At 65.8% G+C, this 11,905-nt stretch carries 10 protein-coding genes; 9 read left to right on the forward strand and 1 reads right to left on the reverse strand.

Translation table 11 applies throughout. From position 1 onward, the window contains the following. Positions 1-237 precede the first annotated feature (237 nt). Entirely contained in the window at positions 238-1,098 is an 861-nt protein-coding gene (locus CVM73_RS37985; protein WP_100236827.1) for a sulfite exporter TauE/SafE family protein, read from the reverse strand. Between the two features lie 524 nt (positions 1,099-1,622). Here CVM73_RS37985 and sdhC point away from each other — a divergent pair. The 9 genes from sdhC to CVM73_RS41385 all read left to right on the forward strand — a co-directional run bounded on the left by sdhC (position 1,623) and on the right by CVM73_RS41385 (position 11,300). Next, positions 1,623-2,021, forward strand: coding sequence for a succinate dehydrogenase, cytochrome b556 subunit (sdhC, locus tag CVM73_RS37990; protein ID WP_100236835.1), 399 nt, complete (start codon positions 1,623-1,625; stop codon positions 2,019-2,021). Then, positions 2,018-2,422: a succinate dehydrogenase, hydrophobic membrane anchor protein gene (gene sdhD / locus CVM73_RS37995; protein WP_100236828.1), complete on the forward strand. Its 405-nt coding sequence runs from the start codon at positions 2,018-2,020 to the stop codon at positions 2,420-2,422. Before sdhC ends, sdhD begins: the two co-directional genes overlap by 4 nt. Positions 2,423-2,425: 3 nt before the next feature. Next, the gene (sdhA, locus tag CVM73_RS38000; protein ID WP_100236829.1) at positions 2,426-4,261 is read left to right on the forward strand and encodes a succinate dehydrogenase flavoprotein subunit; all 1,836 of its coding nucleotides are present in this window, start codon (positions 2,426-2,428) and stop codon (positions 4,259-4,261) included. 108 nt (positions 4,262-4,369) lie between these two features. After that, positions 4,370-5,152: a succinate dehydrogenase iron-sulfur subunit gene (locus CVM73_RS38005; RefSeq protein ID WP_100236830.1), complete on the forward strand. Its 783-nt coding sequence runs from the start codon at positions 4,370-4,372 to the stop codon at positions 5,150-5,152. Between the two features lie 189 nt (positions 5,153-5,341). Further along, on the forward strand, positions 5,342-7,495 hold the full coding sequence (locus tag CVM73_RS38010; RefSeq protein ID WP_100236831.1) for a hybrid sensor histidine kinase/response regulator: 2,154 nt from the start codon (positions 5,342-5,344) through the stop codon (positions 7,493-7,495). A gap of 53 nt (positions 7,496-7,548) precedes the next feature. After that, complete coding sequence (locus CVM73_RS38015) at positions 7,549-9,507, forward strand: ABC transporter ATP-binding protein/permease (protein ID WP_100236832.1); 1,959 nt, start codon at positions 7,549-7,551, stop codon at positions 9,505-9,507. 232 nt (positions 9,508-9,739) lie between these two features. Further along, complete coding sequence (locus CVM73_RS38020; protein ID WP_167407298.1) at positions 9,740-10,564, forward strand: FkbM family methyltransferase; 825 nt, start codon at positions 9,740-9,742, stop codon at positions 10,562-10,564. A gap of 24 nt (positions 10,565-10,588) precedes the next feature. After that, complete coding sequence (locus CVM73_RS38025; protein ID WP_100236836.1) at positions 10,589-10,975, forward strand: VOC family protein; 387 nt, start codon at positions 10,589-10,591, stop codon at positions 10,973-10,975. A gap of 82 nt (positions 10,976-11,057) precedes the next feature. Beyond that, positions 11,058-11,300 carry a hypothetical protein gene (locus CVM73_RS41385; protein ID WP_167407299.1) on the forward strand — a complete coding sequence of 81 codons (243 nt, stop codon included), beginning with the start codon at positions 11,058-11,060 and terminating at the stop codon, positions 11,298-11,300. Positions 11,301-11,905 lie beyond the last annotated feature (605 nt).

The raw sequence follows: 11,905 nt of genomic DNA on the forward strand, positions 1-11,905 counted from the left end.
TCCTCGCTCGAGCGCCCCGCGGCAATCGCAGCCCAGAACGGCCTACAACTCTCTCGCAGAATTCCTTGGGACCGCGTCATCGCAACCTCCTTTGTCAAGGTGTTGCAACGACCGATTGAATTCGCCCAGTACGCCGCAGCCTCTCGGCTCAAGCACTGCAGTCTCTGGAATACTGGATCGCCCGATCAAGTCGGACGATGACAGCGGAGTACGGGGCGAGCGCGTGCCCCAGACCGCTCACTGCCCAGCCACCAAGCTCAGCACAAACCGGCTTCCAACAATAAACAGATAGCAGCCGAACGCGGCCTCCAACGTCCGCTTCGACATCGCATGCGCCGCTCTCACGCCTAGCGGCGCGGTGACAAGGCTCATCGGCATCACCAGCACGGCGCCGATCAGCGAGACGTAGCCGAGCGCGAACGGGATTTGCAGCGCTGCGACCGCCGGATAGTTCGCCGCCGCGGGCCAGCCGGCATAGATGTAGCCGAGCGCGCCGGGAATCGAGATCAGCACCGCGAGCGCCGACGAGGTCGCGACCGCCTGATGGATCGGGCGGCTGTAGAAGGTCATCAACAGGTTCGAGAACAGGCCGCCGCCGATGCCCATCAGCGTCGAGAGGATGCCGACGCAGAAGCCGTAGACGCGCATCAACGGGCCCTTCGGCAGATCGTCGCCGAACTTCCAGCCTTCGCGCGCGAAGATCAGCCGCGCCGCGGCTGACCAGGCGACACAGACGAACACGATCTTGAACAGCCGCTCCGGCGCAAAGCGCGCGATGACGCTGCCGGCGAGGACGCCGATCACGATCGGCAGCCACCAGACCCGCAGGATCACCATGTCGACGGCGCCGCGCTTGTAGTGCGCCCGGAACGAGCGGATCGAGGTGGGGATGATCACCGCGAGCGAGGTGCCGATGCAGAGCGGCATCCGCACCTCCAGCGGCACGCCGGCGATGCGGAAGCACTCGTAGAACACCGGCACGAGAATCGCGCCGCCGCCGATGCCGAACACGCCGGCCAGGAATCCCGAAAGCGCGCCGGTTGCGATCAGCAGCAGCGCGAGCTCGACGATTTCCTTGATATCAAGACCTGCAATCACCCTGACTTGCCCCGGCGACTGGTCGCAGCGTCTCCGAAACGTCCGATCGGAGTTGGCGGCGTGCCAAGCTGTAGGCGATCTGGTCTGGGCGGTCGACCGCCGCGTCTCCGGTCTTGGGTGGAATGCAGGCTGTGCATATCCGTCCGCAACGCGAAAAATCGGTGCGCATGACGGAAATTGCGGATGTCTCGGCGACCGGCCGATTGGACTCCCGCGGCGCAGGCTAACTGGTTCGAACTCTGGGCTGCTCCTGGACGGTTAGAGCCGTTCCAATAGTGATTTCAATGCGCCTCAGGCATCGCCGCAAAGAATGAATATTTATTTGATTCTTGGTCGGCATACAGCCGGGCTGGTATACCAAGCCCCTGATTGGCCTTGGTTCATCAAGGCCATAGAGCTGAACCCGCGTTCGATTTATGGCGATTTGGTGATTGCGCAGGCCAAATCGACTCCGTAAATAGAGCCGACCTTTCGCGATCCCCGCGCGCCCCATGCTGGGCCGCAACAAACATCAAAAGCCGCCCATGACCGCACGGATCGAACGACCGCTTTCGCCGCACATCCAAACCTATCGCTGGACGCTGACGATGGCGCTGTCCATCGTTCACCGCGCCACCGGCATCGCCCTTTACGTCGGAACGCTGCTGCTGGCCTGGTGGCTGATCGCAGCCGCCTCCGGCCCGGCCGCCTACGCCCACGTCCAGGCCTTCACCGGCAGCATCATCGGACGCCTGATCGTGTTCGGCTACACCTGGGCGCTGATGCACCATATGTTGAGCGGCATCCGGCATTTCGTGTGGGACCTCGGCTACGGCTTCAAGGCCAATGAGCGCGAAGCCCTGACCTGGGGCGCGCTGATCGGCGGCATCGTGCTGACGGTGCTGGTCTGGATCATCGCCTATGCAATCGGAGGCGGACGATGAGCGCAACCGATACACCCAAGCGCAGCATGCGCACCCCGCTCGGCCGCGTCCGCAATCTCGGCGCCGCCCATTCCGGCACGTCGGATTTCTGGCGCCAGCGCATCACCGGCGTCGCCATGACGCTGCTGATGATTCCGGTCGTGGTCATCGTGATGATGCTGCTCGGCCGCAACCAGGCCGGCGCCGCGCAGATCCTCGGCTCGCTGCCGATCGCGGTGATCCTCTTGCTCTTCATTTTCGCCAGCGCCTGGCACATGAAGATCGGGATGCAGGTGGTGATCGAGGACTACGTCCATAACGAGAAGCTGAAGCTCACCGCGATCATGCTCAACAATTTCTTCTCGGTCGCCGTGGCACTGGCCTCGACCTACGCGATCCTGAAACTTTCTTCCGGAGTGTAACCCATGGCCACCACAACGAATGGCACGGGCAACGGCGCTCCCGCCACCAACGGCAAAGCCTATCCGATCGAAGACCACACCTATGACGTCGTTGTGGTCGGCGCCGGCGGCGCCGGCCTGCGCGCCGTCGTCGGCTGCAGCGAAGCGGGCCTGCGCACGGCCTGTATCACCAAGGTGTTTCCGACCCGCTCGCACACGGTCGCGGCGCAGGGCGGCATCTCGGCTTCGCTCGGCAACATGCACAAGGACGACTGGCGCTGGCACATGTACGACACCGTGAAGGGGTCGGACTGGCTCGGGGACCAGGACGCGATCGAATACATGGTGCGCAACGCACCCGAGGCGGTCTACGAGCTCGAGCATTGGGGCGTGCCGTTCTCGCGCACCGAGGACGGCAAGATCTACCAGCGTCCGTTCGGCGGCATGACCATGGACTTCGGCAAGGGCCAGGCGCAGCGCACCTGCGCCGCCGCCGACCGTACCGGTCACGCCATGCTGCACACGATGTACGGCCAGTCGCTGCGCCATGCGGCGGAGTTCTTCATCGAGTTCTTCGCCATCGACCTGATCATGGATGACCAGGGCGCCTGCCGCGGCGTGATCGCGCTGAAGCTCGACGACGGCACGCTGCATCGCTTCCGTGCCCAGACCACGATTCTGGCGACCGGCGGCTATGGCCGCGCCTACGCCTCCTGCACCTCGGCCCATACCTGCACCGGCGACGGCGGCGGCATGGTGCTACGTGCCGGCCTGCCGCTGCAGGACATGGAGTTCGTGCAGTTCCACCCGACCGGCATCTACGGCGCGGGCTGTCTCGTCACCGAGGGCGCGCGCGGCGAAGGCGGCTATCTCGTCAACTCCGAGGGCGAGCGCTTCATGGAGCGCTACGCGCCGTCGGCCAAGGACCTCGCCTCCCGCGACGTCGTCTCGCGCGCGATGACCATCGAGATCCGCGAAGGCCGCGGCGTCGGCAAGAAGAAGGACCACATCTTCCTGCATCTCGACCATCTCGATCCCGCCGTGCTGGCCGAGCGGCTGCCCGGCATCTCCGAGTCCGCAAAGATCTTCGCCAATGTCGACGTGACGCGCGAGCCGATTCCGATCGTGCCAACCACGCACTACAACATGGGCGGCATCCCCACGAACTATCACGGCGAAGTGCTGACCAAGAAGAACGGCGACGACAATGCCGTGGTTCCCGGCCTGATGGCGCTCGGCGAGGCAGCCTGCGTCTCCGTGCATGGCGCCAACCGCCTCGGCTCCAACTCGCTGATCGACCTCGTCGTGTTCGGCCGCGCCGCGGCGCTGCGCTGCGCCGAGAAGCTGACGCCGAACGCCGAGCAGCCGGAGCTGCCGGCGAACTCGGCCGAGATGGCGCTCGGGCGCCTCGACCATTTCCGCTACGCCTCCGGCGGCACGCCGACCGCGAAGCTGCGCGAAGGCATGCAGCACGTGATGCAGAACAATTGCGCGGTGTTCCGCACCGGCGAAGTGCTGAGCGAGGGCCAGAACCTGATCGCGAAGGTCCACAGCGGCATCACCGACATCGCGGTGTCCGACCGCTCGCTGGTGTGGAATTCGGACCTCGTCGAGACGCTGGAGTTCGACAATCTGATCGTGCAGGCGGTGGTGACGATGAACTCGGCCGCCAACCGCACCGAGAGCCGCGGCGCGCATGCCCGCGAGGACTTCTCCGAGCGCGACGACAAGAACTGGATGAAGCACACGCTGGCCTGGCTGGACGATTCCGGCAAGGTCAAGATCGACTACCGCCCGGTGCACGACTACACCATGACCAACGACGTGCAGTACATCCCGCCGAAGGCGCGCGTGTATTGATCGAACATTAGCCGTCATTCCGGGGGCGATGCGCAGCATCGAACCCGGAATCTCGAGATTCCGGGTCTGGTCCTTCGGACCATCCCGGAATGACGAAAGGTTAGAGCAATGGTTGAATTCGCACTTCCGAAGAACTCCAAGATCACCGGCGGCAAGACCTGGCCGAAGCCGGCGGGCGCGACCGAGCTTCGCGAGTTCAAGGTCTATCGCTGGAATCCGGACGACGGCAAGAATCCGAGCGTCGACACCTATTACGTCGACACCAATGATTGCGGTCCGATGGTGCTGGACGGCCTGATCTGGATCAAGAACCACATCGACCCGTCGCTGACCTTCCGCCGCTCCTGCCGCGAAGGCGTCTGCGGCTCCTGCGCGATGAACATCGACGGCCAGAACACGCTGGCCTGCACCCGCTCGATGCACGACGTCAAGGACGGCGCGGTGAAGATCAATCCGCTGCCGCACCAGCCGGTGGTGAAGGACCTCGTCCCCGACCTCACCAATTTCTACGCGCAGTACGCCTCGGTCGAGCCCTGGCTGAAGACGACCTCGCCGACGCCGCAGAAGGAATGGCGCCAGAGCCATGAGGACCGCGAGAAGCTCGACGGCCTCTACGAGTGCATCCTGTGCGCCTGCTGCTCGACCTCGTGCCCGAGCTATTGGTGGAACAGCGAGCGCTATCTCGGTCCCGCCGCGCTGCTCCAGGCCAACCGCTGGGTCTCGGATTCGCGCGATGAGGCGACCGGCGAGCGGCTCGACAATCTCGAGGATCCGTTCCGGCTCTACCGCTGCCACACCATCATGAACTGCGCCAAGGCGTGCCCGAAGGGCCTCAACCCGGCCGAAGCCATCGCCGAGCTCAAGCTCAAGATGGTCGAGCGGCAGATCTAAGGACGAAGACCGTCCCTTCCACCCCGGCCAGATCGGCCGGGGTGTTCTGCAATTGCGATCAATTCGAGCAGAATTTTCTCTGTCCCGCTCGGCGCGCAAATTTTCGGATCGCAACCAGCGGTTTCAGGCATAAGCTACTTCCTCCCCTGCACAAGATTCGGTTAAGCTCCTCCTCGGGACGGAGCGACTGTGCAGAGGGCGCAACGCAACTCGCTGAGGCTGTTGCAGTGGATGATGGCGGCATCCCTGGCGCTGCCGATTGCGCTGTTCGCCGTTGCCGCCACGATCTCCTACACATCGACCAAGGATATCGCCGACCGGGAGATCGAGCGCACGGTCGATGTCGCGCATGAGCACGCGCTCAAGGTGTTCGAGACCATCGACCGCAGCCTTGCCGAGCTCAACGAGGTCGTGCGCGGCTTGCCGGACGACATCATCCGCGCGCGAGAGCCGACGCTGCATCGCCGGCTGAAGCGCCTGACCGTCTCGCTGCCGCAGCTCAAATCGGCCTGGATCTTCGATGCGAACGGAAAAGCGCTGGTCAACAGCCTTGTCTCGCCACCGCCCGAGCTCGGCTTTGCCGACCGCGATTACTTCTATGCCCATGTCGACCAGAGCATCGGCACCTTCATCGGCATGCCGCTGACGCCACGTCCACCCTATCAGGGCGCGCGCTTTTTCGGCATGAGCCGCCGCCGCGATAGCGACGACGGCAGCTTCATCGGCGTGATCCAGGCCTCCGTCCTGCCGGAATATTTCGAGAGTTTCTACGCCAGGATCGGCGCCGATCCCGGCAGCTTCTTAGCGATGGGCCGTACCGACGGCGTGGTGCTGGCCCATTTCCCGCGGCTCGACCATGACCTCCGCCTCGATCCGGGCGGACCTGTCGGCCGCGAGATCGCGGCTCACCCCGAGCACGGGCTCATCACCGTCGCCTGGCCCTCGGACGGCATCGAGCGGCGCATCGCCTACCGGCGTGTCGCCGAATATCCGATCTATGTCAGCGCCGGGCTCGAGACCTCGGCGATCCGCGCGCGCTGGTTCGCCACCATGGGCCAGCATCTGGTGTTCGGCATTCCCGCCACCGCGCTGCTGTTTCTGCTGCTGGCGCTCGCGCTACGGCGCACCCAGCACCTTCAGGCCGAAGCCGCCAAGCGGCGCGAGGCCGAGGAGGCGCTCAAGCACAGCCAGCGCCTGGAGGCGCTCGGCCAGCTCACCGGCGGCGTCGCCCACGACTTCAACAACCTCCTGACCGTGATCCGCGCCTCGGTCGATTTGTTGAACCGCCCGCAGCTGACCGAGGAGCGACGGCAGCGCTACATCACGGCCATTGCGGATTCGGTGGCGCGCGCGGCCAAGCTGACCTCGCAGCTGCTCGCCTTTGCGCGGCGCCAGCCCCTCAAGCCTGAGGTGTTCGACGCCGGCGCGCGGGTGCAGTCGCTGCACGATATGCTCGCCACGCTGCTGGGGCCCGCGATCGAGATCGTCATGCAGCTGCCGCTAGAACCGTGCCTCGTCAATGCCGATGCCAGCCAGTTCGAGACCGCGCTGATCAACATGGCGACCAATGCGCGCGATGCCATGCAGGGCAAAGGCAGGATCGTTTTCAACGTCGAGACCACGACGACCGTTGTGGACACGCTGGCGCAGCTTTCGGCCGGCCAGACCTCGGCAGACCATGGCTTCGTCCGCGTGACCGTCAGCGACACCGGCGTCGGCATTCCCGCCGCGCGATTAGGGCGTATCTTCGAGCCGTTCTTCACCACCAAGCAGGTCGGCCACGGCACCGGTCTCGGCCTGTCCCAGGTGTTCGGCTTCGCCCGGCAGTCCGGCGGCGAGGTGACCGTGACGAGCGAGCTGGGGCATGGCAGCACGTTCTCGCTCTATCTGCCGCGCGTGCCGCCGGACCTGCTGCCGCAGCGCCAGGCGCCCAACACCGCGCCGGCGGTGGCCGGCAGCGGCATGTCGGTGCTGGTGGTCGAGGACAATATCGAGCTGGCCAATTTCGCCGCCGATGGCCTCACCGCGCTCGGCTACAGCATCACGCTGGTCGATAATGCAACCGATGCACTCGCCGAGCTCGTGATGGACGCAGATCGCTTCGATCTCGTGTTCTCGGACGTGGTGATGCCCGGGATGACCGGTCTCGATCTGGCGCAGGCGATCCGAGACCGCGGCATCGGCGTGCCGGTCGTGCTGACCACCGGCTACAGCCAGGCCCTGTCACAGGACGGCGCTGCCGGCTGCGATCTCGTGCAAAAGCCCTATTCGATCGAGGAATTGTCCCGCGTTCTGCACCATGCCGCACGGCCGCGACGCGTGCGCGACGGCGCCGCCGAGTGATTCGCTGGCCGGAACCCAAGGGAACCGTTTGATTTCCTTTGCGTTGTCCGCTCATGCACAAGCCGGCCGCCAAGCGCGAACAGAGCACGAAGCCGCCCGTTGTCGAGATCAAGGGCGAGACTGACGATGAGGTCGCGCCGCCGCCCCCGGAGGTGATCGAGCCCGACCCGGAGCTCTCGCCTGAAGAGGCAGAGCAGGCCCGCAAGGACTATCTCCTCACCCGCTTCTGGATCAGCGCGCGCGGATTCTGGGGCCGCAATGGCGACCGGCTGGCCTGGCCGTTCTCGATCGGCCTCGGCGTGCTGATCGTCCTGACCGTCGGCTTCCAATACGGCATCAATGTCTGGAATCGCGCGATCTTCGACGCGCTCGAAAAGCGCGATGCGACGAGTGTCTTCCAACTCACGGCGGTGTTCTTCCCGCTCGCGATCGGCAGCATCGCACTCGGTGTCGCGCAAGTGTTCGCGCGGATGAGTATCCAGCGGCGCTGGCGGGCCTGGCTCACGGCGAGCGTGCTGACGCGATGGCTCGCCAACGGGCGCTACTACCAACTCAATCTCGTCGACGGCGACCACAAGAATCCCGAATACCGCATCGCCGAGGATTTGCGCGTTGCGACGGACTCGCCGGTCGACTTCCTCGCCGGCGTGACCTCGGCGCTGTTGTCGGCCGTGACCTTCATCATCGTGCTCTGGACCATCGGCGGCGCGCTCACGATCCCGCTAGGCGGATCCTCAATCACCATTCCCGGCTTCCTCGTGGTCGCCGCGATCCTCTATGCCGCAATTGCCTCGAGCTCGATCACGGTGATCGGCCGCCGCTTCGTGCAGGTCTCCGAGGGCAAGAACCAGGCCGAGGCGGATTTCCGTTACACGCTGACGCGCGTGCGCGAGAACGGCGAGAGCATCGCGCTGCTCGGCGGCGAGGACGAGGAGCGTGACGGCCTCGACCGCAACTTCACCAGCGTGCTGCGGCAATGGGCGCGACTGGCCGGCCAGCACATGCGCACCACGCTGGTGTCGCAGGGATCGGGCCTCGTTGCGCCGGTCGTGCCGCTCCTGCTCTGCGCGCCAAAATTCCTCGACGGCAGCATGACGCTGGGGCAGGTGATGCAGGCGGCCTCCGCCTTCACCATCGTGCAGAGCGCGTTCGGCTGGCTGGTCGACAATTATCCGCGGCTCGCCGACTGGAACGCCTGCGCGCGCCGCATCGCTTCGCTGATGATGTCGCTCGACGCGCTCGAGCGTGCCGAGCAGGGCGACGGCCTCGGCCGCATCAAGCGCGGCGAGACGCGCAACGAGGCCATACTGGAGCTGAAAGACCTCTCCGTCACGCTCGACGATGGCACGGCCGTGGTCGGCGAGACCGAGGTGGTGATCGAGCCGGGCGAACGGCTGCTCGTCGCCGGCGAATCCGGTACCGGCAAGAGCACGCTGGTGCGCGCCATCGCCGGGCTCTGGCCGTGGGGCGAGGGCAGCGTCAATTTCCATCCCGACCGGCGGCTGTTCATGCTGCCGCAGCGGCCCTACGTGCCCTCCGGATCGCTCCGCCGCGCGGTCGCCTATCCCGGCGCCGCGGACGACTGGACCGTCGAGGAGATCGGCCAGGCCCTGCACAAGGTCGGGCTCGATCATCTCAAGGAGAAGATCGAGGAAGAGGGCCCGTGGGACCAGACGTTGTCTGGCGGCGAGAAGCAGCGCCTCGCCTTCGCGCGGCTCTTGCTCCACACCCCCGACATCGTCGTGCTCGATGAGGCGACCTCGGCGCTCGACGAGAAGAGCCAGGACAAGATGATGAAGATGGTCACCGACGAGCTGCCGAAGGCGACCATTGTCAGCGTCGCGCATCGCGCCGAGCTGGAGGCCTTCCACAGCCGCAAGATCGTGCTGGAACGGCGCAAGGGCGGCGCCAAGCTCGTCAGCGACATCGACCTGATCCCACGCAAGGGCAAGCGCAAGCTGCTCGGCCGCATCCTGCGCCAGCGCAAGGCCGCGCCGAAGACGGCGGCGTAGGACCCGCTCTCTCTCCGTCGTCCCGGACAAGCGCGCCCCAAGCGCGCGCAGATCCGGGACCCAGCCACAGGGAGGAGTTTGGCGACGACTCGGAGTGGGCGTCTCGCACCATAACCACGCTCTGGGGGTATGGGTCCCGGATCTGCGCTGACGCTTGTCCGGGACGACACCGAAATTGTGGCGCCCCGCAAAACCAGCTATGCATGCGCCGCCTGCAACGAGGACCTGCTGCTTGACGTCCGACAACGCCCCTTCGTCCGCGCCGTTCGGCGCGTTTGCGCCCAACGCGGCGCAGGCTGCGCTCATCCGCCTCGCTCAACGATCGGGGCTGAAGCGCGGCGCGTTCCGGCCCTGGATGTCGCGGCTGGTCAATCTGCTGCGCGGCGGCCCGGTCGACGTGCAATATCAGGGCGCCTCGTTCCGCTTCTATCACCAGGGCAGCGCGACCGAGCGCGGCGCGCTGTTCAACCCCGACTACAATCTCGACGAGCTCGACTTCCTGCGCCGGCACACCCCTGCGGGCGGCACATTCGTCGACGTCGGCGCCAATGTCGGCACCTTTGCACTGGTGATGGCGCGGCAGGTCGGCACCCAAGGCAAGGTGGTCGCGATCGAGCCGCATCCGACCACCTTCGGACGGCTCTCCTTCAATCACGCCGCGTCGAAGACGCCGCAGGTGCGCCTGGTGCAGGCGGCCGCGGGCGACAGCGACGGCGAGCTGATGATCGAGAGCGGCGGCGGCAATCTCGGCGCCACCCATGTCGTCACCGGCACGGCCAGCGCAGAGGCCATCAAGGTGCCGTCACTGCGGCTGACACGCATCCTCGACGAGGCCGGCGTCGGCCAAGTCGATTCGCTCAAGATCGACGTCGAGGGCTTCGAGGACCGCGTGCTGATCGGCTTCTTCCGCGACGCGCCGCCATCACTATGGCCGCGCGCGGTGGTGATCGAACACCTGTCACAAAACGAATGGCAGCAGGATTGTATTGCCGACATGGTCGCGCGCGGCTTTACGATCGCACGCAAGACACGGAGCAATACGTTGCTGTCGCGCTGACGAGGACAAGCAACGGAGGTTATGATGATCGACCATCTGGGTTTCTCGGTCTCCGACTATGAGCGCGCAAAAGCGTTCTATGCGAAGGCGCTGGCGCCGCTCGGCTATGGCCTGATCATGGAAGTGACGGCCGAGCAGACCGGTCACGCTGCGGCGGCAGGTTTCGGCGCCGAGGGCAAGCCGGACTTCTGGTTCGGCGCGGAAGGCGCCATGAACAAGCCGGTGCACATTGCGATCGCGGCCAAGGACCGCGCCACTGTGGATGCCTTCTACAAGGCGGCGATGGCGGCCGGTGGCCGCGACAACGGTCCGCCCGGCATCCGTCCGCATTATCACGCGAACTATTACGGCGCCTTCGTGCTCGACCCTGATGGCCACAATATCGAGGCCGTCTGTCACGCGCCGGAATAAGGCGGGCTCCGATACGCGCGCAAGGGAACATCGGCACGGCATCTTCGTTGTCGTCCTCTGGACAACGATCTCGATGATGCCGATGCCGATCGAACCGCCCGAGATTCCGCCGTCGACGCCTGGCACTCCGACCGAACCGCCGCCCGGAATTCCGCCGGGCAATCCGCAGCCCGACATCGCGCCTCCAGTGCGCGAGCCAGATGCACCGGCGCCGCCGGTCGAATTGCCACCGCGCGTTCCCGAGGAGATTCCACAGCGCGGGCCGAACGGACCGCTCACGCCCAATCCTGCGACGGACGCAAATCCACCGCGGGATCAGCTATGAGGGGAAGCATCACATGTGAGGCGATTGCAAGCTGCGTCTGAATGCGCAATGAACGTTGCCATAGTGATATGATTTGCGTGCAGAAATAAATCGGACTGCGGTCGCATCGCCCGCCACAATGCGGCCTAACGCGTAGCTGTTCATCACAACACTTCATCAAAGAACCTTCCGGGGAAGTTCACCACCATGACCAACCTTCGTTTCGTGCTGCTTGCGACGACGGCTCTGACCGCAATGCAATTGGCAAACACCGCATCGCATGCGCAAAGCGCTTCGCCGCTCGTCGTCGCACAGGCCCAGCCGCAAGAGACGGGCCCTGACGGAAAACCGAAGCAGCCGCCGAAGGGACCGCCGGCGGCCGCTCCGCCTGCAGCACCCGCGCGCCCGACGGCACCGCCGCCCGCGGCTGCCGGCGGGGGCGCTGCGGGCGGGTGGGGGGGTGCAGCCGCGGGGGGCGGGGCCCGCCGGCGCGCGGGGGCTGCCGGGGGAGCGGCCGCCGGGGGGTCCCTTGGCCGGCGGTTTGGGTTTTCGGCCGGGGCCGGCTCTTGGGGGCGGGGCCTGGGGGGCGAGGGCCTGGCCGGCACGGGATTGGGCGAGGCCCCATC

Source organism: Bradyrhizobium forestalis, from assembly GCF_002795245.1.
Lineage (GTDB): Bacteria > Pseudomonadota > Alphaproteobacteria > Rhizobiales > Xanthobacteraceae > Bradyrhizobium > Bradyrhizobium forestalis.

What these genes read in the sequence shown, in the direction of transcription:
- sdhC (WP_100236835.1), top strand. Translation starts at nt 1,623, where the DNA reads ATGACCGCACGGATCGAACGACCGCTTTCGCCGCACATCCAAACCTAT.
- sdhD (WP_100236828.1), top strand. Translation starts at nt 2,018, where the DNA reads ATGAGCGCAACCGATACACCCAAGCGCAGCATGCGCACCCCGCTCGGC.
- sdhA (WP_100236829.1), top strand. Translation starts at nt 2,426, where the DNA reads ATGGCCACCACAACGAATGGCACGGGCAACGGCGCTCCCGCCACCAAC.
- CVM73_RS38005 (WP_100236830.1), top strand. Translation starts at nt 4,370, where the DNA reads ATGGTTGAATTCGCACTTCCGAAGAACTCCAAGATCACCGGCGGCAAG.
- CVM73_RS38015 (WP_100236832.1), top strand. Translation starts at nt 7,549, where the DNA reads ATGCACAAGCCGGCCGCCAAGCGCGAACAGAGCACGAAGCCGCCCGTT.
- CVM73_RS38025 (WP_100236836.1), top strand. Translation starts at nt 10,589, where the DNA reads ATGATCGACCATCTGGGTTTCTCGGTCTCCGACTATGAGCGCGCAAAA.
- CVM73_RS41385 (WP_167407299.1), top strand. Translation starts at nt 11,058, where the DNA reads ATGCCGATCGAACCGCCCGAGATTCCGCCGTCGACGCCTGGCACTCCG.